The following is a 22,885-nucleotide window of genomic DNA, read 5'->3' as shown; positions in this document are numbered from 1 at the left end:
ATGCACATAGACCTACATCATTTTAGGAGTAATCCGACAAAATTCGATAGTGCCAAAGGTCATTTTGGGACAAAAAAAGACCTGGCTGTTGGCCAGGTCTTTCTAAATCTTCGATTGGTCAGCTACTCCCATACCTGCCAATCCTTCGCCTTCGTCACCGCCTGGGTACGGCGGTTCACCTGCAGCTTGCCGTAGATGACAAGCGTAATGTTCTTCACGGTGCCGACAGCGAGCTCAAGCCGCTGGGCAATTTCCGGGTTCGACAAGCCTTTGACCATAAGCCGCAGCACGTCCTTCTCCCGCTCCGTGAGCTTCTGGAGCAGCATCGTTCCGCCGGCTTCAGCCTTTAGCTTGCCGGCTGCAGCGACCTTCGGCGCAGCAGGGCCGACCGGCGCCTCGCCTGCAAACTGGTTCAGCACAGCGAGCTGAGCGGACATCATTTGCATCAGTTCCAGCCGCTGCCCGGCATGAGAGGCGGTCACCCCTTCATTTTCCAAATAGACAATGCCCGCCAATCGATCGAGATGCTGCACCGGCAAGCAGATGACGGATCTCGGCCGCACGCTGCGAATATACGGGTCCCAGGCAAATAGATCGTCAAGATGCGCATCGTCAAGGATCAGCGGTTCTTTGGTTCTGGCTACAAAGCGGATGACAGAGATCGGCAGATCGAAACAGCTCTCCAGCGTAGCCGAATGGCCGTTTTTCGTCACGTTGCGGTTAATATCCTGCTCGGCCTCAATCCACCAATCGCCTTCCTTGTTCACAATCCAGAAGCCCTTCGCCGCTCCGGCGTTTTCCATCAAGGTTTGCAAATACTGCCCAATCAGCTGCTCGAAGCCCGCCGCCTGCGTAAGCCGGTCAGCGGCCTTCTTGAACATATGCCGTTCCGCTTCCAACGGCAGCTCGGTCTCGCCCTCGTTCTGCCCTTCCCTTGCAGCATCGTTTACCCGTGCGTCGCCAGGCCCAAGCGACCCGCTTGCATCAAAGGACGGCAGCAGCAGCTCCGGGAATTGCTTGCGCAGCTGCACACATTTCTGGTACGCCCCCCACGTTTGATAAGCAAGATAAGAATCGATCAAATACGTTTTGGCGAATCTCTTCTTGCCCTGTGCAAGCAGCAGACGCCCTGCACGTTCACAAGCTAATGCCTCCATATGCACATATCCGGCCTCATTCGCGGTATCTATCGCCTCGTCATACAAGGAGACGGCTTGCTCCCACTTCCCTTTCAGCCGTGCGGCTTCACCTTTCAACAGCAAATATTTATGTTGAAAATGTGCGGGATTCAGCTCCGCCCAGTGCCGCATTTGCGTCAGCATCGGCTTCAGCTGCTTCTCCACCTCAGCCCCATCACGAGCCGATTCATCGCTGCACAATGCCAAGCATCCGTAGAACAGGCCTTCCGACAAATGAGAATGAAACTTATAATACCGTTCGCTGTGCTCCGTTTCCTGCCAAAGCTGAAAAGCTTCCGCATAACACCCGAACACGTACAACAGCTGTATTTTACAAATCTGATATTCAAAATAAAGGCCGATCCGCTTTTCAGCCGGGCTCATGGCTTGCTTAAACGATTCTTCATCAAACGTTCCGTCGTTCAACGACATCGGATCATCCGTCTCGCCACGCAAGCATTGCGAGAATTGTCGATACAATGTAAACGATTTTAAAAAGAGCGGGGCATGTTGTTGAGAAGCCTCCATATGCTTTTGACAGAATGCCAGCAACTCGTCCAGCCGTCCGGCGGCATAAAGACTAAACATCCAGCCGCGCAGCGAAAATCCGGCATAATACAAGTCGCCGTTCATGATGCTGATCCGATACGATTCATCGAACAAAGCCAGCGACTCCCGCCCGCTGACCAGCCATAATCGAACCAATGCCCGGATAAACGATAGCTTCGGTATAACTGTGGACGAGGACGGACCGGCCATCTGGCATGCCGCCTCGGCAAGCTCGGCGCCTTCCTTATGCCAGCCGCATTCAGCTGACAGGAAAGAGGCGAAGATAGCGACGATTTCGGGATACGCCTTCACTGCATCATGCTCGATCAGCTTGCCAATGCACTTGCAGATAATGACAACAAATACGTCCATATCCACAAATGATGAAGCTCTCGCCAGGATTTGTAGCAAATGGACGACGGCAAGCTCGTACGCGTCCGTTCTTGCAGGACTTCTCAGAGGCGGCTGAAGAATTTCCGTGCTCAGCATCCGGCTCGCTTCAAGCAGCGCTTTCCGGCGGCTTGATACGCTCGTCCTGCCAAGCAGCTCAATGCCCTCCTCACGCAGCAGCTGCAAGCCGTCTTCAAAAGCGGATCCGGCCTTGCCGAGATTGATATCGATTTCCAACTTCAGCGAATGCACCTTCAACCGCTCCAGCTTGTCTGGACTTCGAGCGAGCAGCTGCGCGAACAGCAGCTCTCCTTGCTCCACATGGCCGCTCAAACATTCGATCTGCATACGCTCCAAATGGACAGCATGGGCAAGCTCGTAATGATACCGCCAATCATCGTCGTTTAGCAGCTCCGTGGCGAAAGCAGCGAAGGTCGAAGCCGATTCATAGGCGGCCGTTTTGCGCGCTTTCCTGCTAGCCTGCAAGGCTAACTCAGCGGCGTGGAGCTTTTCCGCATGACTCAAATGCAGTCTGCCGAGCATCAAATGGTGAGTCACCGTATACAGATTATCGTCAAGCTCATCCGCCAGATGCGCCCATTGCACACGGCCAATGGCGGCGTGGAATGCTTCCTGTTCAGCAGCTGTCATCGCTTCATAGACGACCTGTTGGACCGTATCGTGTGCAAACATGAATCTCGCATTCAGCGTGCTCTTCGGCGATTGCCGGCTATCCGCTTCGCGAACGGGCAGGATCATCCCCTCCCGCAGCGCCTGCTCCAAGTCTGCCAATACTTGCTCAACGCTTTTCCGGTGAACGTCAGCAAGGGTCTGAACAGCAAACGTATGGCCGACACAAGCAGCCAGGCTCAGCGCTTGCACAACGGCCGAAGGAAGTTTGTGCAGCTGATTGCGCAAAAACTCCCGGACATCGCCGACGCTCTCCAGCTTGTGAATGCCGTCCGCATCCCACAGCCATTCTTCCGCCCGCGTTTCGAACCACAGCAATTTTTGTTCAAATATAGTTTGTAACAACTGCCTGATATAAAAAGGATTGCCTGCTGTTTTATGATAGATTGCCTCCGCCAGCGGTCTTGCCTGCTTATGCTCCATCTGCAGGATCGAGCCGATAAACTTCTCCGTCTCCGTAAGCGTAAACGCGCTCAGCTCTATGCGCTCGAGGGATACGGCATCCGCAGCTTGCTCGCCTAACCACTGATCGATCTGCAGGTTCTGACTGCGATAGGCGAGAATCAGGAGAGAATACCCAATATCTCCTCCCTTCGCGATGCTGGCGATCAAATCCAGCGTAGCTGCGTCCGCCCATTGGATATCGTCCAAAAACAAAATGAGCGGTGTCCTTTTTCCTGCAACGGCGCGAAGCAGCGCTTGAAACGCATATTGGAGCCTGTTCCTGGACTCCATCCAGGGAAGCGCCTCCACAGGCGGCAGAGGGCCGATGATGAGGCTCAGTTCAGGGATCATCTCCGCAACGAAACTGGCATTGTGGCCAAGCGCCGCATGCAGCTTATCCTTCCACCGCAGGAGCTGTTCTTCACTGCCGGCCAGCATTCGGCGGATCAGCTCCTGGAACGCATGGATCAGCGGCGCATAAGGGGAATCGCTATGCGCCTGGTCGGCTTTTCCCGAGATGCAGAAGCCTCTCTCCTGCTCCCTGCACCACTCGCGGATCAGCATCGTTTTGCCGCTGCCCGGCTCTCCGCTCACGGCGACAAGCTGCGTCTTGCCATTGAGGCTGGCGGCATAAGCGTTTGAAAGCAGCTGCTTTTCCCGCTCGCGACCGCTGACGTCGGCGGGCATGCGCAGCGGTCCTGCGAAATCTTTGCCGCCGAGCGTGAACGTCTCGATTCGCCCATGCTGCTCAAGGCTGGAACGGCACAGCCTTAAATCATACAAAAGCCCATAGGCGCTTTGATAGCGCTCCGCCGCCGACTTCGCCATCAGCTTGACAACCATGTCTCCGACTATTGGCGGAATGGCGGAGACGCGTTCGCATGGATGCGGTGGTCGCTTGGCTATATGCGCGTACATCCACCCGGTCGGATCCTCCGCCTGATAAGGCAGTTCGCCTGTTAGCAGCTCGAAGAAAATAACGCCTAACGCATACAGGTCGGCGCGTGCATCCACGATGCCGTGTATCAACCGTCCCGTTTGCTCCGGCGCTCGATAAGCCCAGCGGGGCGGATCGGCTTCGCTGACGGTCTCTGTATTCTTTTTAAAACTTATAGCTGTTGGTTTGCCCTCATGATTGACAAAAATCGTATCCGGGCTTAGCCGTTTATGAACATTCCCTTCACTATGAAGACTTAAAACCGCTTCTGCAACAAGTTCAGCCGCTGCAAGGAAGCCGGGTAATCCAGCTTGATGTAGCTGCTGCCCATATAATCGAAGAGAAACGTCTTTCATTTGGTGCGATATCATTCATACCCCCGTTGTTCCCAATCCGTAAAGTGTCTAACTGAATTATAGCTTTTTTTGGAGAATAAGCATACGAAATGTGCCCAGATACGGGGTATCCTTTTTTAGGAAGGAATTAATACATTGGGCTGGCGACACAAACAAAGGTGCTTTGAATTAAAAAATCCCCGAATTACGGGGATCTGAAAGCACGCATGTTTGTGTCACCGGACAGTATAAGCCCAATATTCCTCAGCTGTTGTTAGACTCTTCTATACTTTGCTAGCTAGCAACTTTTTTGTACGTTATCTGAAATGGTTTTCCTATTTTGAAGGAGAAAGCCTATTTTGCTGCTTTTTCACTCGCAAAACGGAACATGTGTTCTTATAATAAAAACGTTAAACATGTTAAAAAAACATATCTCATAAAAGGAGACAACCTATGACAGTACCGTCACCCGCTACTCAGGCAAGACTGTACTTGTGCTGGAATGCAGTCGTATCCCATCGAAGACGGACAGATTGCTGAGACCTGGATCGCGATGCATGGACGATGAACCGCAGCCAGCATGGACGAACCACCTTTAATATTTAGGAAAACTGACCGTTTCCCTACGGCCTTATTTTTAAACGGAATGTCGAAATTTGTAGTAATATAAGCTATTACCATAACAGCAAGGATGACAACTTATGCCAAATGACTTTTACGAAGAACTACAAAATCTCAAACACGATGATGAAATGAGACCAAAGGTACTAATATATGGCATCAAACGAATCCTTGAAAAAAGACAGCGAGAAAACAAAATCAAGAGATTTTTTAAGAGGAAAAATAAAGTTGAGCCTAAAAATTGGAGCTAGTGTTTCCAATGTAAAATATATAAGCGGTATGATCGATAAGTTCCCGCACCTGGCAAGGACGCGCCGTGCCCTTACTGATAGCTGCCGGGTCGGTTCCGGGGCTACCGATGCCCGACTTGGAACTACAGCCATTAGGTCGTCGAGGAAAGCAATATTAGAAAAAAACGACCGTTTTTCGTCGATCGTTTTGCTTTGATTTATTAATACCCGTTGTCGGACAGCCACTTTTTAAGGTTATAAGGCGAAATAGCGTTTATCTTTAGCGAGTTAGTCGTAAGATTACCGACAGTTTTACCGTCGAGCAAGTGATCGGCGGTGACAATGCCAGGTCATTAAAAGCACTTTTAGAGGATATATTGCTGCCGTATGTGCCCACGTTATTCCAAATGATCTTTGATGAGAACTCGATTTTTCGACTCAGGATGTGACCAGGGAGTTATTCGAACCACCGGCACATCATCATAAAATAAATTGCGGACTAAGATCACTATCGACATTTAAATGCCGTGCAGTGGGACTTTTCTAAAACTATATAATTTCCATATTGCGGCAATAGCAAGCATCACTTATGTACTGTCGGGTCATCCCTCTTTACTCATTCTTAGGACATCAATAGAAAAACAGCTCTTCCACCTGACGAGGAACGAGCTGCTTTTGCTTAGTAAACCCTAGAGACTCATTTTAAGTTCTCGTTTGAACGGCTAATCCACTTAACGATATAGGCCCAACAACATCGGCTCTTGTATTTGCAGTACGGTTTTCTGCCGTGACTGTATAAACATGGGAACCCACTCTTACATTTCTATCTTCCGCCTGGAATGTAACAGCATAATTTTGTTCAGAACCCGTTGATTCTATACCTACTTGTGTGTTGAAAATCTCTCTTCCATCGCGGAAGATTCTAAAGAGAACTTGCGCAATGCCAGTAACACCTCGTACACCTACGGTTGCTACTAAATCTACCCGATTAGGTTGAGAATTCATTGGAATCCGCAATGTGATTGTTGCAAGGCGAGATCTTGCTGGCGAACGTCTGATAATAAATGAGTTTGCTAAGTTGAATCTGCGGCGCGGCTGGACAGCAGCTTTATCGAGTACACGTACCAAAATATCCACTCCTCTTGTTTGATATATTCTAAGATATGTTTGACAAAACGAGATTGATTGGACAATTTGGAAGATTTACTACAGGGTGATATCCTACGAATTCATGAGCCTGAGTGATAAAACTGAATCATTCCGAGGGAGCTTAATTCATTTAGAAAATACTCCTACTGATCTTCCGTCGGGAATGGGACAAAGTTCTTGTCATTTGGTTTTGACAAGAACTTTATCCCATAAAACAAAATAGCCGCGATTTTCGCGGCAATTAATGAGGTAATGAATTTCTCCCTCTATAATGAAATCTGTCCAAACCCTTTGCAATCGCTCACAAATTTATTCCAATATCTTTCTACTACTCAGGCCTCCCCGATTACACGCCAAAATGCCTGCTTAGGCTGAAGATTCACATCGAATAGAAACGGCCAATTCTTACGGCCGCGAACCGGGAAGTTGTCCAACCAAGTATAGTTGTCAGCGGCTCCCCAGAACGTTACCGACGTAATGACACCCCGATATTCCTTAAAAAGCCCGAAGATTTCCTCGTAACGCCTCTGCTGCAGCTCCACCATTTGCACGGTTGGCGCTGTCAGATCGGTCCGCCTGTCCTCAAAGTGGAACATGGAAATATCCAACTCGGTGATGTGGAGCTGCAGATCGAGGGATGCGTAAAGTTCAATCGCTTGCCGAATTTCATCCACGGAAGGACCATGGATGTTCCAATGACCCTGCATGCCGATTCCATGGATAGGAACCCCCTTCTCCTTCAAGGAACGGACAAGGTTATAAATCTTAGACCGCTTGACCGGCTCTGTCTCGTTGTAATCGTTATAGAACAGAAGCGCATTCGGATCAGCTTCATGTGCCGCCTCGAAGGCATGCCGGATATAATCCTCCCCGAGTATATCCAGCCATTTGGTACTTCGCATCACCAGGTCTGCCTTGTCTTCGATTGCTTCATTAACCACGTCCCACGCATAAACCTTGCCCTTATAACGACTGGCAACCATACGGATATGCTCCTTCATCCGCAAGAGGACCAGATCTTTGTCGGCAGGACCGCCAGAAGGGCCTTCAAACACCCAATCGGAGGTTTGATTATGCCAGACCATCGTATGCCCCCGAACGGCAATTCCGTTCTGCAAGGCGAATTCCATTAGTTCATCCGCCGCCTCAAACGTATACCGCTCTTCCTCTGGATGGATCTCCTCGAACTTCATCTGGTTCTCCGCGGTAATACTGTTGTAATGCCTGGCGATGAAGTCCCCCTCGGATCGGATGGTCTTCGGACTAACAGCAGCCCCGATTCTGAATATGCCATGATAAGCCTCGTGCAAATTCGGTACCTTGTTATACATAGATTGGCAAACCTCCTCATCATACCCTCTTTAAACAGGCCTTTATGTTATATGATATAGAACCTGAATACACTTACCATACACAGATTAAAGTTCTCTCCCCCCCTATTCATGAAAACCCTTCAAGATTATATATGCTGTTTCCATTCGCACTCATAGCACATAGCAAATAGACGTGTATCTCTTAGAAAAAATATACACGTCCTTCATCCTTTCCGTTCAATCACCAATTCGCAGAATTGGGGCGTCCTTCAGGCTTTGCTTAAATGTCTATAGACAGCGGGCTTTTCAGATACACGTTTCTCAAACTCTTTAAGGAAATGATGATAGTGCATGTATCCGATCTGCTCCGAGATCAGACGAATCGTCTCATCCGATTCGCGTAGCATACGCTTCGCCTCATTAATACGCAAGTCATGGATATACTCAATAATGCCTACGCCGTTCCTCTTCATGAACGCTTGGCCTAAGTAAACTGGGTTCATGAAGAACCGTTCTCCAATATCTTTAATTGTCAGTGGTTCCCGATAATGCTCCTGGATATAACGATCTATCATCCGAAGCGGATGGCCGGAGAATTTCTCTTTATGCTGCTTCAACTGGCCCATATAAGTCTGCACATACAGCTGCAGCGATTCCTCCACTTCCTTCAAGGAACGATGCTCTCTTCTCAAAAAATCGCGAATTCGAGGCAGCGCTTCCGAGTCAATACCCATCTCCCGCATGACGGCAGCGCTTTTCAAAACAATGCGAATGACCAGCAAATGAACGACTTCCCGGGCCGTTTTGTTAGCAAACAGTGTCACAAACAGTTGCTTAATTAGATCCTCAACCCGCTTATCCTGAAGCGCCTCGATTGCACTTTGAATGTCATCTACGATAGAAATCGAATTAAGATCATAACTGCTAGCTTGCTTGTGATGAACCTTATCGTAATCAAGGGGACCACCGGATATATGAAAGAAATGATACACTGATGTCTCTAGAGCACCTGCATACGAATCTTCTATATGACGGAGGGAGTCCACTCGTGGTCCTATCGAAAGGCAGCATTCGATACCTTGCTCACGCAGATCTTCGTATACCTGGTGAGCCCACTCCTCGATATCAGGTGCAGACGGCATGACAAGCCCCTCCTGATTCCCAAACAAGTCGATTGCATGTGCTTTACGCGAAAGGAAGTAACGGGCATCCAGCTCCTGTTCTGAGCTGCTAAGCCATTCGACATGAATATACCTCCAGCCATGATCTCCTTGTTCCAAGGGATCTAATATCCCCCCTACGTTCCCGTCTGTTGCCGATATTTCCCCCCTAAGAATCTGAGCAAGAAGAGTCGGTACTAGACGGTCGGCAACGAGGTCTTGGCGTACCCTTTGCTGTTCTCGGTGCTGCAGCTGATCAATAACTAATTGAATGACAGTCTCCCATTCCCTATCCAAAGCCGGTTTAAGCAAATAATGCTTTACCCCGTACCTCAGGGCAGACCGAGCATATTCGAAATCATTGTAGCCGCTTAAAATGATGAATACCGGATCGTTCCCTGCCTTTTGCACCCGATCGATCAATTCTAATCCATCAATTACCGGCATCCGAATATCCGTCACTACGAGATCAGGCTTACAGGCTTCAATGCAAGCTAAGGCTTCTTCGCCGTTTTCGCACATTTCTACGATTTCAAAGCCAAGCTCCTCCCATTCGACCATGAGCTTTATGCCTTCCAAGGCGAAAGGCTCGTCGTCCACCAAAATAACTTTAAACATGTTTGCTAACCTCCTCTTGTTTCCTAATGAGATTCAGAGGAATTTGTATGGTAACACTTGTTTTTTCGAAGGGGATGCTTTCCATTTGGAACAAAGAGCGATCCGCATAAAACAGGTTTAAACGACGATACACATTGCGAAGTCCGACGTTCTTGCCGTTGTCTTCTCCCTTATACAGACTTTGAACAATTTCATCCAGTTTTGCGCTATTCATACCGATTCCGTTATCTTCGACCTTCATGAGCATGTTCATCCCTGCTCTTTCTACAGATATCCGAATCCTGCGATTCCCTTTTACCGATTGAAGCCCATGCTTGCAAGAGTTCTCAACCAGCGATTGAATGCTCATCTTCGGAATTCGATACAATAGAACAGATTCGTCAACGGACAATTCATATTGAAACCGATCTTGAAATCTGAACTTCTCGATCTGGAGGTACATATCAGTGAAGCTTAGCTCTTCTTCTACCGTCACCAAATCCTCCTTCCAGTGTAGCAGCCTTCTCAAAATCTGGGACAAGTTTTGAATAATTTCTATCACATGTTCATAGCGATATTTCTTGCATACGACAAGAATCGCATTTAACGTATTGAACAGAAAATGAGGATCTACCTGGCTTTGCAAATAATTCAGCTCGGCCTGTACGCGTTCCAGCTCCAAATCTTTTTTTTGAATTTCGAGCTTGTACACATCGTTAATTAAATTGCGAATTTTCTTCGTCATCAAATTAAAGCTGCGAAGAAGATTACCGATTTCATCTTTTCCTTCATACATCGTAATGGGTTCAAACCTCTCGTTTTTCACCAACTGCATATGCTTGGAAAGCTTTCTTACCCGGAAATTAAAAGAGTGCATAATGATGTAAATCAATATCGTCGGTATGATCGTACTAATGAGCGTCAGCCAGATAAAGAAGTGGATAACCCCCTTTCTTTCCTCCGCGATTCGACTTCCCTCCGGAATTCCGACTAGCCGCCAGTTATGCATATAACTAGCGCTACTGAGAGGACTGACAAAGCTCTTCTCAGGTAAGCCTATAAGCTGAGAATCCTTTGACACAGGCAGGGTCGGGAGCAAAGAGTCACTTCCCTTAAACGCACCTGCCGATTCAAGAACAAGCCGATTTTCCTCATCCACGAGCTTGATTAACAAGTAATTGCGCTCTTTATCAAACAGCTCCAGCAGCTTATCCATCCGAATATCGATACGCAGATATTTGGAGAATTTCATGAGGTCAGGGAAATTGTCCAGCTTCCGAATGATACTGACATATACCAATTTCTCCGCAGGATTCATGGGATTCGTATCCAAATAAGAGGTCACTGTCACCTTATCTTTCTTTTCGTTCATCTTCTGATACCATTCACTCTTCAGATCATTGGGCTTTAGCATAAAGTAGCTTCCACCATTGGATAGCGTTGGGTTCGAGGTGTATACGCCAATCCAAGAGATGTAGGGATAAATATTCGGATACTGCTCCAATTTGTCTCGAAGGTAACTGTCGTATTCTTCGTAATAAGCAACATTATCCGAGTACGTATATTCAAGCATCTCATTAAATACACGATCAGCGGAAACAGCGTTGCCAATCACAACACCTGAGTTCACCATTTGCATGATTTCGTTATCGACCCTATCCATAGAAATCCTCAAGTTATCCATCTCTCTACGTTCTGTATTTTTGCTATCCTGCAAGAAAAATAAGCTGTTTATACACAAAATCGGTAGCAGCACACACAACAAGTAAATGATCAGAAACTTGAATTTTAGGGGTATATCATCAACGATACGCAACAGTTTCCATTTCCGGTTCATCTTTGCTCTCCTTGTCAGTCCTAGGTTAGCCCTTCTTGTAGGCAGAGGGTAACAAACCAGTAAGTGCCTTGAACTTGGTTACGAACTGTTCGGAATCCGAGTAACCGACACGATGAGCGACATCGGATATTTTCAGTTCTTCACGGCGAAGTAATTTTTTGGCCTCGTCAATTCGTACGACATGTAAATATTCATTGAAGGTGAGGCCAACTTGCTTCTTGAACCTCTGGCCAAAGTACGCAGGATTCAGTCCAAAGTGCTCTGCAACAACCTGCAGCTGCAGCTTTTCCCTATAGTGCAATTTGATATAGTCTCCCGCTGCGGATACGACTTTATCTTGCCCTACGCCTTTCTTCAGATCAATCCACTCTGTAACTTGCAGAATTTCTTGTGTTACCTTGCGTTCCAAGAGGCCAATGTCCATTGGAACGGTGGGAGCAAACCAATTTGGGGCCCACACAAGATCACCGCCAAATTGGGCAATCATTTTAAGAATTTCAAGCTTAATGTTGCCTAAATAAGCACACAACCAAGATTCAGATACAGACTGCCTCGAAAATGCGATGAATAAGTGTTGTACGTGGGTTCGCACTGTTTCTGAACACCCTCTCCCTACGGCCTCTAGGATGGATTCCGTCATTCCAACAAATGCAGGCAGCGTCTCCGCTGACCACTCTCCTTGATAGATGTAAATCCCTTCTGTTCCACAAGGGATTTTGCACATTTCGGCCATAAGCCCCTCACGAAATGCTTCTTTTAACGCTTGCGGTCCCTTGTGTTCACCGCTAATCGAAAAGGAGAGCGTTCTGCCCCAGTTATGTCTGACACTGTCAATTATCTCAGTTATCATCGCAGAAGAAAGATCGCGACCCTCGGTTTCTGTGACTAGTAAGAATCCATGTCGCTCTTTGCCTACGCCAAATGGAAGCAGCGTCGTTGGAGTAAGCTTTATTCGATCTGCAATAACCTGCATAAGGTCCGTTTGGACATGAGGCTGAATGTCAGGCTCTAGCAAGATGCAGCGAAAGTTGGAACGTTCATGAAAATCCATTAAGGCGTTCGCCTGTTCAATCCATTTCTGTCTGATTTCTCCCTGTAACATTCTTGAAATCGCTTCCAATCGTAAGCGCTCCAATGCAGCGCTTTCGTACTGGCTGTGTGCTTCACGCTCTCGAATCGTAACCGTGATCTCTTCCACTGCAGCTATAAGCTCATCTTCAATTAAAGGCTTCATCAAATAATTGGCCACACCATGCCGCATCGCTCTTTTGGCATATTCGAAATCTGCGTACCCACTCAAAATAATAAATTTCATTTCAGGGTGCAGGCCGGAAGCTTGTTCAATCAATTCCAATCCATCTATAACAGGCATTCGGACATCCGTCAGCACCAGATGAGGCAGGGTTGACGCTATTACAGCCAATGCGTCTTCACCATCCGATGCTTCTCCGCATACTTCAAAGCCAAGTTTATTCCAATCGATCATCGATCGCAGTCCCTCTAGCATGTAAGGCTCGTCATCAGCAAACATGACCCTTAACATGGGAATCACCTCATTTCAGTAAGTAGATATGAACTATTATAAAGGATTAGATGAGCTTGAATAAAGCAAAAACCGTCCCAGCTCGGAGCTGAAACGGAAATGATTATGAACATCGCATACTTTGTCTTACTCTTTGACGCTTCCAAGATTCATACCGACGATGAAATACCTTTGCAGAAAAGGATACACGAACAGAATCGGAACCGCCGCCACAATCGTAATCGCCGCCCGTATGGAAGCAGGCGTAACCATGGCCTTCGTTTGATTCGTGTTTGCCCCAGCCAGAAGACCTGGATCATTGTTGCTGTTCATCGTAGAGCCAAGCAGCTTCATCATTTCATACTGAAGTGTACTCAACTTCAAATCAGAAGAGGCATACAGGAACGTATCGAACCAGGAATTCCAAGAGCCAACTGCAATAAACAAGGCGATGGTCGCTAGTACAGGTTTACACAGCGGGAGTATAATTCGTACAAATATGGTGAAATCACCTGCTCCGTCTATCTTCGCAGACTCAACCAAGCCTGATGGGAGGGTACGAATATACGTCCGAATGACGATAAGATTAAACGCACTTACCATCCCTGGGAAAACATATACCCAGAAGTTGTTCAACAGTCCCAAGCTTTTAATCAGAAAGTAATTGGGAATTAGCCCCGCATTGAAATACATCGTCAACACAAATATTAAACCTATTATTTTACGAAAAATATATTGGGGCTGCGCCAGTGTATAGGCAAGCATAGAGGTGAGAAATACACCTAGTACAGTTATTGTAATTGTACGAGCCACAGAAATCCAAGCCGCATGATAGATCGTACCAGAAATGAAAATCGCCTTGTAATTTTGCAATGACCAGGAGCGCGGCCATAAATAAATGCCCCCACGAAGCGCATCATTACCTTCATTAAATGAAATCGTTAAGGTATGAAGGAAAGGATAAAGCGTAACTATAGCAAGAAGGAGCATGAAGATGCCATTAATCGTATGGAACAGAATAGGCTCAATTCGAGCTCTGCGAACAGTTGTTGCCCCCATTGTCATCTCTCCTTTATATCAACCGCTCTTCACCAAGACGTTTGGCGGTAGAATTTGCAATTAGAATAAGGACTATGCTTACAACCGTTTTGAAAATACCTGCCGCAGTTGCCAGCGAATAATTGCCTAGAGCAATACCGTACTTAAGAACGAAAATATCAATTGTTTGCGACCAGTCGACGATCAACCCGTTACCCAGCAGGTATTGAATCTCAAAGCCTGCATCTAGGATGTGCCCCACGTTCATGATTAATAGAATAATAAAAGTCGACTTGATACCGGGCAGTGTGACGTACAGCATCTTCTGGTAACGATTTGCACCGTCGATCCCGGCAGACTCATACAGCGATGGATCAATCGAGGTAATTGCTGCAAGGTAAATAATGGTATTCCACCCAACCTCTTTCCACACATTAGACAAGCCCACAATCCCCCAAAAATACTTCCCTTCGCTAAGCCACATCACAGGCTCCTTAATGATGTGCAACTTCATCAACAGTTGATTAACGATACCATCATCAATTGATAGCGAAGTCGCTACGATACCCGCAGCAATAATCCACGACAGAAAGTGAGGCAGATATGATATCGTTTGGATAGACCGCTTCCAAAAACGAACTTTGATCTCATTCAGCAATAGAGCTAGTAGGATGGCTGTTGCAAAACCTAAAACCAAATTGATTATACTCATAGCAAGCGTGTTGCGAAGCACCGTCAAGAACGTATCATCTTGAAACAGAAATTTAAATTGCTTCAGCCCCACCCACTGCTGTTTGGAAAATTGTAAAGCCGGGCGATAATTTTGGAACGCCATCAACCATCCCCAAATCGGTACATAATTGAAAATCAAAATATATATTAAGATGGGAAAAGACATCATAATTAACTGCTTCTGATTTTTTATCGTCTTCCAACTTAAATCGACGCCGATTTCCGGATCAATTTTTTGCTTTTTCTTTAATTTCTTGGGCAGTATGCTCACGGCCATCGACATTTCCTCCTAGGAAGTAAAGCGGAGAAGACCTGAGTCTCCCCCACTTTACTGCATGTTTTATCCCTTTATTTACTACTCCAGTTCTGAATACGCCAGTTAATTTGATCATTGATACGATCTTCGTAGGCTTTGACGTTACTTTTGGAAATTTGATCCACATATTCCTTCCATACACCTTCAAAGTCATCCGGTTTTCCCAAAATAGCTTTTGGCAAATATTTTACAGCAAGGTCGGTCATCTTTGTATTGGCCACTTTAGCTGGTGAACCATCAATCAAATCAATACTCCAGGCTGGATAGTATACGGGATTCTCAGCTGGTGTTTTGAAGAACTCAGCCCATGTCTTATGGTTATAAGCTTTCAATACTTCTTGATCCTGCGGCTTCAAGCTGTCATAGAATTCCTGCGGCTGTGTTCCTGGATCAGTTGCATTCCCGTCACTATAGGTCCCTTGCATTTTAGGCGAATTAGCAAAGAACGCTTCCGCTTTATTTGCAAGCTTCCATGTATTATCGTCCGCTTTAGCGCGTTGTTCAGGGGTACGATAGAACTTACCATCCTTCACCATATAATCCTCGCCTTGAATCCCCCATTGGAGAGTCTTCTGCCAATCCTCTGTCATTAGGGAATCCAAAAATTTAATAATTTGTACAGGATCCTTGGCTTTTGTTGAAATCCCGTATCCGCGATTGATGTTCAAAACTGGACGATCACGGTAGTACTCTTGGGCGCCTGGGTATAAGAGCGGGAACCCGACGTAGGTACTGCCAATTTTATTTTGTGAAATCAGCGAGCGTTCGCCATCACCGAAATTCCAGTGTTGATCAAACATCCCAATGACACGGCCGCTAGCAATCTTTGCCAAGTACTGGTCGTAGTTCTGCACCAGAGCTTCCCTATCCATCAAGCCTTGCGCATTGATCTCATTCAGCTTCTTGTAATATGTCTTGGAGATGTCCTTGTCTGCAAAGATTTGCGCTTTCCCATTCTCTACGATAACTCCGCCGTCATTTGGGTGACCAGCTAAATGCTCTGGAGGATTAAGCAGCGGGAAGTTCCTCCAGTCAAAGTTCAGCGTCTCGAAGCCGATCATATCGGGGTGCTTTGCTTTATATTTCGCAATGATATCGAAATACTCGTCTAATGTTTTAGGCGTTGGATAGCCCATTTCCTTCAATACATCCTTTTGCAAATAGAAGCCTGGTCCTTCATACGCGGTTTCGTTAAATTGACCGCTGAACACATTGTAATTTGGTAGAGCATAAATGTGACCGCTGGCAGGATCCTTCATTTGATTCCACACGCTTGCATAGTGCTTCTTCAAATTCGGTGCGTACTTGTCAATCAAATCCTCGAGGGGTACAAAAGCACCCGCCGCAATTAATTTGTCGTTTCCTGTCATTATATCTGGATAATCACCACCGGCAATCATGACGCCCAGCTTCTGCTGCAGGTCACCAACCAGAAACTCCATTTTTAAGCTAACACCTGTCTTATCTTTAATCATCTTATAAATCTTGTTATCAGGAGTCGGCTGTTGATACGGGCTATCAATGAACAAGGACAATGTGACTGGCTTAATTGTATTGCTCTGCGTTGCCTCAGGCGTTGTCTGGTTTCCGCTAGGCGAAGAAGTGCTATTCACCGCATCCTTCGAGTCGGTGCAGCCTGTAAGCGTTAATCCTAGAGCCAGAACAGGTACAATCGTTGCTAAAACAGGACGTTTTATTTTCTTAGCCATCTTGTAATCCTCCCTTATTGTCTCCATGAAGATGCATGTTTGTATAGGTCAGTCATTTATTTGCTTATATTGATTATTATACGAAATAAGAATGCGCTTACAATTCACAAAATAAAGATATTACCCCTACGAATTACAGTCATGTAACCACTTTCTCACCCGTATCCGCAACAGGGGAGCACTGTTTACACGGATTACTTACTCCCTACTGCCGCACCATCTTCTATGTGGATCCGCCCGTAATGGATAAACTTTTACGTCCTTTTGCATACCGTCATCTTGGAGAGGAACGGGAGCAGGATACCAAACGTAAAATCATACCTGCTCTGTAACTGCCTACAGATGCATCCGAACCGCACTTGGACAGTGTCCCGATTGGCTGGTGCCTGTGGTTACCCGGCGAGTGGGGCAATGCCGGGCACTTCAGGCTACGCTGCCTCCAAGGGTTTGGCCAAAATAGAATGAATGGGGAATTACTCTTGCTATCATATAAAGAGCCTTTTTTGAGATTTTTCTCAAAAAAGGCTCTTGTCAATGCTTTGTAACATCTGCACTCTAGTTTTGGTTCAAGTATCATCGGCCTGGTTGGCTTAACGGTCTTGTTTGAGATCATTCTACAATGTTCATAAAATACTTCTTTCAATATATTCTCTTAAGCTAGGATACGGTCCACTCAAAATAAAAGCCATGGTTATGATAAATTTCTGATGCTCTTTCAAAACTTTCAGGGGAATGTCACTGCAATTGATTATTATTTGTTCAACAGATATTTTCTTTTCTGAACAAGTAAGTTTGTTTAGCAACTCACCATTTCGTGCAACTCTCTTGCTTATTTCTATTAAATCCTGTTTTTTGATTTCTGTTGGCTGATACACCAAACTCGAGAAATGAATGTCAAATTCCATCAATCGCTTCTTTAAATGTTGAATCTCTTCTTGACGATGTACAGAATTGTTTGAACTTTTCAATTGAAAAAGTTTCTTCACTTCTTTGGTAATTTTTTCAAGAAGCATTTCTAATTCCTCCTTTGTTCCGTTGAACGAAAAAAGGAAGCGAGGGAATAGAGCCCAAAGCATTATGGTCTCAACTTAATGTTTCTATTAATGACTTTCTACGCTGGCGAAGTTAGCTGACGGATTCGGGTTGAAAGTTAACCCTAACACTCAAAAGTATATTCACCCCAGAAAACTTGGTTCCCCCGCTTCTTTTATCCAAGAATTAAGCGTATTATGGTTCATTCTTATTTTAACAATTTACCTTAATTACAGCGTAGAAAACAATAGTAATATTTACTCATATTTTTTATGTTAATAGACTTTGTGGGTCATAAAGGAGAACCTCATAATCAGTATCCCCAGCCCTTGTTGACGGAGGGAATATATAAGTTATGGCTTACGGACCCACATTCCAAATCAGCACACCACCCTATACAAGATACAAGATCAAATTCTTTAGCATACATATCGTATAAGGATTGTCCGTCTTTAATAAAATCTGCAAAATATATAGTCCCCGGATAACCGTCCCTCGAACGCATGTTGAATTCTAATTTCGATTTTTTCATTTTGAATTCCTCGCACTACAGAAAAAAATTATCATCTTATAAGAATAAAACATTTATAGAACATTCCTGCCCATTAAGTGAATAAAAAAAAAAAAAGAGACCCACAGCAATGGGCCGCAAGTCTAGGTTATATATTTTAAAGGGGGTCTTGATTCTTAGTATGGCCTTAATTCATTAAGACAGAAAAGAATCTGCTGTATTGTTCCATTCTCTTCCTCGCCCTGCCAATTCGGACGCCAGAAGACTGACGTAACAAGCATGGACTCGTTGTTAATTTTCGATCGCCTGGTAAAGCGTGGTCCAGAAGTCGTGGATAAGCCGTGCTGAATCCGGGGTGGACATCCCAACCTGAGTGAGCAGGATTCCGGTAAGCTGGTTATCTGGGTCAGCGTAGGTCGAGGTGCCGCTTCCGCCATCCCAGCCAAACTGGCCGATGGGCGCGTAGTCACCACGGTAGGTACGCACCGCCATCCCCATGCCCCAACCGCCATGCTGCCCTTGGCCGAATGACACATGAACGTTGTTGATAGCCATGGATGTTCGGGCAGCTTGTTGCTCGGGCGTGAGGCGGTTGGTGATCATCAGATCGACGGCTGGACGGGACAAGATCCGTTCGTTCCCATGCATCCCGTGATTCAGCAGCATCCGGAAGTAGGCGTTGTAGTCATCGACAGTGGAGACCAGCCCGCCGCCGCCGCCCTGGAAGGCAGGAGATTGGCTGTAGCGTCCTCCTTTGGCCTCGTCCCACACGATGAACTCTCCGGTCTGCGGGTTGGGGGCGTAGAGGGGGGGAAGCCGATCGATCTCGTCTGTGGGTACGTGGAAACCGGTGTCCTTCATGCCAAGGGGGTCGAAGATGCGTTCGCGCAAGAACGTCTCATATGATTGGCCCGTTATTCTGGCGACGAGAACGCCGAGTAGATCGTTGCTGATGTGATACTGCCAACGCTCTCCGGGCTGGTGCATCAGCGGAAGCTCGCCAAGGCGTCGCATCCATTCATCCGGCTCGGGCATTGGCACTGGTAGATCGGGCGTGAGCCCCCGCTCGAAGATCGCGCCCATGATCGGAGTGCCCAGCGACGTCATATCCATGCCGAGCCCGAACGTGGATGTCAAAAGGTCGCGTACAGTAATCGGCCGCCGCGCCGGCACGGTGTCGTCCAACGGGCCGTCGATCCGCTTCAGCACCCGCCGGTCGGCGAGCTCAGGCAGCCACGTCTCTACCAGGTCATCCAGCCTCAGCCTGCACTCGTCAAGCAGGACCATCGCCGCCGCGATCGTAACTGGCTTGGATGTCGATGCCATCCGGAAGATCGTGTCCCGGCGCATCGGCGCGCCGCCGTCATGGCGCATTGTCCCGATCGCCTCGACGTTCGTCTCACCGCACCGGCTGACCAGAGCGACGAGCCCGGGGATTTTTCCGGAATCGACATGCCGTGTAAGCACATCTCGCATTCTTTGAAGCCCTGTTTTGGAGAAGCCGTTATTGCTATGTCCCATCATTTTTTGCATTTGGTTTCCCTCTCTTTACTTTATAATCAGTTAAAAAGGTATATCCGTTGCATCAAAGAGACTGAATAATGGTAATTAAAATCTAAACTAGATCACCTCCTTTTCTGGGTTATCAGAATCGAGGTATGTCATGCACTTCGTATAGAATCGGTCTGAAGTCGACGCTTCATCGGAACTCGTTTCAGAAAAGGGTATCAACAAATTGCTATTGATAGCAATATGAATAAAGCCTTAATCGGTTGACATTATATGTCGATAAAGCTCCCGGCGGCCGTCAAAGAATCATTCTTCGGATGATAAGCTCAAGCACAAAGAGTTTAAACGGTATCTAAGATGACTATTCGGCTTCGGACAGCACCGCAATTCGGATCATACTTTTTTGTTCAACGTCAAATGACTTAGCAGCGATAAGATGCTCCTCAGCGATTCCTTCTTGCCTTAAAACACTTTTGTGTTATTGGATATGAAGTAATGCGCGAGGTTCGACCAATAATGGCCAGTTGGTGATGTTGGACGAACTGAATTCTTTTCTAGTTGAGCAGCCAGGTCAAAATCTAGGAATACTGCCTTAATGTATTGATTAATAAGGACCAAAACTTTTCCTGATTCAGATGTATCGCCACGTTGGCGTTTGGTTGCTTGCCTGTTACACCCTGCAGATCAACTATAGACGCGCCATATAACAGCTCATCCTTCGTTTCTATGTCTACATAAACATGCCTTGTTGCAAACAGCGAAGAATCGATGCAGTATGCAACGCAACAAAGATCATGGACGACCGCTCCTTCGAATCCCATCTTCTTGTAGTTGCTATCGTAAAACCCAAGCAACTCTAACACAAATTGAGAAACATCGTTGTCTATACTAGCGATCTGATCTTTGACAGTTTCAGTGGCAATCGCTTGATGCGTTAAATCCAGACCGATCATCGTTATAGGAAGAGCACTTGCAAATACAACGGCCGCAGCTTCGGCATCAGCGTAAAAATTAAACTCGGCTGCCGGCGTTATATTCCCGAACGTGCCGCCCCCCATAATCACGATCTCTTGAATTTTCGATATAATGGACGGCTCTTTGCGAATCGCCAAAGCGATATTCGTCAGCGGTCCGATAGGGACCAGTGTTATATCCCCTTCCGATTCCAACAAAGTACGTATGATGAAATCGACCGCATGCTCACCTATGACCGTTTTGGTCGGGAATGGAAGCTCTACGCCGCCGATTCCCGATTCTCCGTGAACATCTCCGGTGATCGGTTCGCGCACGAGCGGGCGTTCGGCCCCTCGGGCGACTGGAGTATCAGCAATTCCGGCAAACTCACAAATTTTAAGAGCATTAAGTGTTGTTTTGTCTACTCCTACGTTTCCGGAAACGGTCGTGATGCCGACAAGCTCGATAATTGGGCTGCACGCAGCGAGTATAATAGCGATCGTGTCGTCAATTCCTGGATCGCAATCTATCAGAATTCTACGTTTTGACAAGATTTGAGAACTGCTGTTGCTGAGTCCCATCATCTTTACCTCCTTTGTTCGTTCCAGAAAATGGTATCAGTGAATATCGAATATAGCAATATGAATATAGGCTTAATCGGTTTACATAAAATGTCGATAAGATTGCAATAAAAACAAAAAACAGATCGAAGGGAATTTTGTCGATCTGCCCAGTTATGGTTGAACTATCGTGTCCGTTAGTGCAATCAACTAAATTTTGCTACGCTCCCAATCCAGTTGATCAAATAATGTCATCATGCTTTCGGCAACCGTTTTATTAGCTGTGTCTATAACGATGTGATTCCGATCCCAAACTTCGTACTGTCGTTTCCTGACCTGCTCCCACGTAGGTAGAACAAAGCCGGGAATATCGGCTTCACGGGTTTCGATTCGATGCCTGTGTTCACGATAGTCCGAACAGACCACTTCAATTTCCACATACGATGTATCCAGAGACTCCGCCACGTTGCGCCAAGCCTGGCGGGTGATTTGGATGGGATTGACTGTATCTGCAACTACGTCGAGCCCCAGCCGCAGATTCTGCAGTGCAATCGCATAACATACGTTGTAGCCCTCGGGACCATCGACCCTAATTCCAGTATCCCGCATAGCCTGCTCCACGACATCGACCCGGAGATACGTAGCCCCTATCTCTTTAGCCAAAGCGGATGATAACGTGGACTTCCCGGTGCCTGGTAACCCGCTAAATATATAGAGCATTAAACTCGACCTCCTTTCATTCTTCTCTGCTCCCGTAGGGAATGAGATAACCCGTATTGCATTTTATAGATATCTGCTTGCATAAAGACAGCTCGCTGCCACTATTTTTTGATTTGAAACATGTTAAACAGAAAACCTTTACGAATTGATTACTTTATTGGTTGAATCGGATTATTTTTAGAATAAGAGTGTCGGCGGCTTCGTTCTGTGACATGAAAACACTGGAAAATTATAACATCCACACCTTATTGCACATGCTTTTTTCTCTTTAACTCAATATCGAACTGGTCACAAGCCATGGCAATCCATAGTTGTCCATTCCATATACCAAATTGTCTAACCATGTCTGCAGAGTTCCAATAGTTGTTCACCTTTACAATAAATAAGGTGTCCCCACTTGATTGCTTCTGCACTCTTAAAACCTTGGCAAAACGGCCCTGCTCCATGAGATTACCCGTGATTTTCACTATATCGTTAGGTTCAATTTCTGTAAGTTGTATTATGTTTTTCATCAAGTTATATCTCCTCTCCATCTCTACGAAAAATGGTTTGAAGCGGGCATTGTTTTATTGCAGTTTGATATGTAAACAAAAAAGTACTCTTTATATAGGACAAGTCATCAAAGGAAGATGTTCCACGAAATGCATTACCTAAGTCACTGGGGTGAACTGCATGCGCTTGCAATCCATCTATCTAGCATAGAATTGGACACTTCTTCATAAATAGTGATAGACGATTTGAGGATCACAGTTACCGGTAAATAGAAGAAGCAACCGCCATGGTTGCTTCTGATTATTCGTTATTACCGGATTTTTTACGTTGTGAACACATTACGAGGTAATGTATCTGCAG

15 protein-coding genes and 1 riboswitch are annotated in these 22,885 nt (G+C 46.3%); of the genes, 1 reads left to right on the top strand and 14 read right to left on the bottom strand.

Annotated features, from left to right (window positions below):
• Window positions 1–122 precede the first annotated feature (122 nt).
• Complete coding sequence (locus O9139_RS24570) at window positions 123–4,559, bottom strand: AAA family ATPase (protein ID WP_270884397.1); 4,437 nt, start codon at window positions 4,557–4,559, stop codon at window positions 123–125.
• A gap of 665 nt (window positions 4,560–5,224) precedes the next feature.
• Here O9139_RS24570 and O9139_RS24565 point away from each other — a divergent pair.
• The gene (locus O9139_RS24565) at window positions 5,225–5,395 is read left to right on the top strand and encodes a hypothetical protein (RefSeq protein ID WP_270884396.1); all 171 of its coding nucleotides are present in this window, start codon (window positions 5,225–5,227) and stop codon (window positions 5,393–5,395) included.
• A 681-nt stretch (window positions 5,396–6,076) separates the two neighbouring features.
• Here O9139_RS24565 and O9139_RS24560 read toward each other — a convergent pair.
• The 13 genes from O9139_RS24560 to O9139_RS24500 form a co-directional block, all read right to left on the bottom strand.
• Window positions 6,077–6,502, bottom strand: coding sequence for an exosporium protein C (locus O9139_RS24560; protein WP_270884395.1), 426 nt, complete (start codon window positions 6,500–6,502; stop codon window positions 6,077–6,079).
• A 353-nt stretch (window positions 6,503–6,855) separates the two neighbouring features.
• A complete protein-coding gene (locus O9139_RS24555) occupies window positions 6,856–7,854 on the bottom strand; it encodes an endo-1,4-beta-xylanase (RefSeq protein ID WP_270884394.1) in 999 nt (332 codons plus the stop codon).
• Between the two features lie 251 nt (window positions 7,855–8,105).
• Window positions 8,106–9,614, bottom strand: a complete 1,509-nt coding sequence (locus O9139_RS24550) for a response regulator (RefSeq protein WP_270884393.1) — start codon at window positions 9,612–9,614, stop codon at window positions 8,106–8,108.
• Window positions 9,607–11,256, bottom strand: a complete 1,650-nt coding sequence (locus O9139_RS24545; protein WP_270884392.1) for a sensor histidine kinase — start codon at window positions 11,254–11,256, stop codon at window positions 9,607–9,609. The genes O9139_RS24550 and O9139_RS24545 overlap by 8 nt, the downstream gene beginning before the upstream one ends.
• 199 nt (window positions 11,257–11,455) lie before the next feature.
• Window positions 11,456–12,973: a response regulator transcription factor gene (locus O9139_RS24540; protein WP_270884391.1), complete on the bottom strand. Its 1,518-nt coding sequence runs from the start codon at window positions 12,971–12,973 to the stop codon at window positions 11,456–11,458.
• A 126-nt stretch (window positions 12,974–13,099) separates the two neighbouring features.
• Complete coding sequence (locus tag O9139_RS24535) at window positions 13,100–14,011, bottom strand: carbohydrate ABC transporter permease (RefSeq protein WP_270884390.1); 912 nt, start codon at window positions 14,009–14,011, stop codon at window positions 13,100–13,102.
• A gap of 13 nt (window positions 14,012–14,024) precedes the next feature.
• On the bottom strand, window positions 14,025–14,999 hold the full coding sequence (locus tag O9139_RS24530) for an ABC transporter permease (protein ID WP_270884389.1): 975 nt from the start codon (window positions 14,997–14,999) through the stop codon (window positions 14,025–14,027).
• Window positions 15,000–15,070: 71 nt separating this feature from the next.
• Window positions 15,071–16,747 carry a type 2 periplasmic-binding domain-containing protein gene (locus tag O9139_RS24525; RefSeq protein WP_270884388.1) on the bottom strand — a complete coding sequence of 559 codons (1,677 nt, stop codon included), beginning with the start codon at window positions 16,745–16,747 and terminating at the stop codon, window positions 15,071–15,073.
• Window positions 16,748–17,370: 623 nt separating this feature from the next.
• Entirely contained in the window at window positions 17,371–17,760 is a 390-nt protein-coding gene (locus O9139_RS24520; protein WP_270884387.1) for a hypothetical protein, read from the bottom strand.
• An 87-nt stretch (window positions 17,761–17,847) separates the two neighbouring features.
• Window positions 17,848–17,982, bottom strand: a riboswitch (cyclic di-AMP (ydaO/yuaA leader).
• A gap of 599 nt (window positions 17,983–18,581) precedes the next feature.
• Window positions 18,582–19,811 carry a serine hydrolase domain-containing protein gene (locus O9139_RS24515; RefSeq protein ID WP_377526121.1) on the bottom strand — a complete coding sequence of 410 codons (1,230 nt, stop codon included), beginning with the start codon at window positions 19,809–19,811 and terminating at the stop codon, window positions 18,582–18,584.
• A gap of 566 nt (window positions 19,812–20,377) precedes the next feature.
• Complete coding sequence (locus O9139_RS24510; RefSeq protein ID WP_270884385.1) at window positions 20,378–21,304, bottom strand: nucleoside hydrolase; 927 nt, start codon at window positions 21,302–21,304, stop codon at window positions 20,378–20,380.
• Window positions 21,305–21,523: 219 nt separating this feature from the next.
• Entirely contained in the window at window positions 21,524–22,033 is a 510-nt protein-coding gene (locus O9139_RS24505; RefSeq protein WP_270884384.1) for an AAA family ATPase, read from the bottom strand.
• A gap of 245 nt (window positions 22,034–22,278) precedes the next feature.
• On the bottom strand, window positions 22,279–22,545 hold the full coding sequence (locus tag O9139_RS24500) for a hypothetical protein (protein WP_270884383.1): 267 nt from the start codon (window positions 22,543–22,545) through the stop codon (window positions 22,279–22,281).
• Between the last annotated feature and the right edge of the window lie 340 nt (window positions 22,546–22,885).

This window comes from Paenibacillus aestuarii (genome assembly GCF_027789125.1).
GTDB classification, from domain to species: Bacteria; Bacillota; Bacilli; order Paenibacillales; family NBRC-103111; genus Paenibacillus_E; species Paenibacillus_E aestuarii.
The sequence above is the reverse complement of the archived record's forward strand: the minus strand, read 5'-3'. Positions and strand labels throughout refer to the sequence as shown.

What these genes read in the sequence shown, in the direction of transcription:
- O9139_RS24570 (WP_270884397.1), bottom strand. Translation starts at nt 4,559, where the DNA reads ATGATATCGCACCAAATGAAAGACGTTTCTCTTCGATTATATGGGCAG.
- O9139_RS24565 (WP_270884396.1), top strand. Translation starts at nt 5,225, where the DNA reads ATGCCAAATGACTTTTACGAAGAACTACAAAATCTCAAACACGATGAT.
- O9139_RS24555 (WP_270884394.1), bottom strand. Translation starts at nt 7,854, where the DNA reads ATGTATAACAAGGTACCGAATTTGCACGAGGCTTATCATGGCATATTC.
- O9139_RS24550 (WP_270884393.1), bottom strand. Translation starts at nt 9,614, where the DNA reads ATGTTTAAAGTTATTTTGGTGGACGACGAGCCTTTCGCCTTGGAAGGC.
- O9139_RS24545 (WP_270884392.1), bottom strand. Translation starts at nt 11,256, where the DNA reads ATGGATAGGGTCGATAACGAAATCATGCAAATGGTGAACTCAGGTGTT.
- O9139_RS24540 (WP_270884391.1), bottom strand. Translation starts at nt 12,973, where the DNA reads ATGTTAAGGGTCATGTTTGCTGATGACGAGCCTTACATGCTAGAGGGA.
- O9139_RS24535 (WP_270884390.1), bottom strand. Translation starts at nt 14,011, where the DNA reads ATGGGGGCAACAACTGTTCGCAGAGCTCGAATTGAGCCTATTCTGTTC.
- O9139_RS24530 (WP_270884389.1), bottom strand. Translation starts at nt 14,999, where the DNA reads ATGGCCGTGAGCATACTGCCCAAGAAATTAAAGAAAAAGCAAAAAATT.
- O9139_RS24525 (WP_270884388.1), bottom strand. Translation starts at nt 16,747, where the DNA reads ATGGCTAAGAAAATAAAACGTCCTGTTTTAGCAACGATTGTACCTGTT.
- O9139_RS24520 (WP_270884387.1), bottom strand. Translation starts at nt 17,760, where the DNA reads ATGCTTCTTGAAAAAATTACCAAAGAAGTGAAGAAACTTTTTCAATTG.
- O9139_RS24515 (WP_377526121.1), bottom strand. Translation starts at nt 19,811, where the DNA reads ATGGGACATAGCAATAACGGCTTCTCCAAAACAGGGCTTCAAAGAATG.
- O9139_RS24505 (WP_270884384.1), bottom strand. Translation starts at nt 22,033, where the DNA reads ATGCTCTATATATTTAGCGGGTTACCAGGCACCGGGAAGTCCACGTTA.
- O9139_RS24500 (WP_270884383.1), bottom strand. Translation starts at nt 22,545, where the DNA reads ATGAAAAACATAATACAACTTACAGAAATTGAACCTAACGATATAGTG.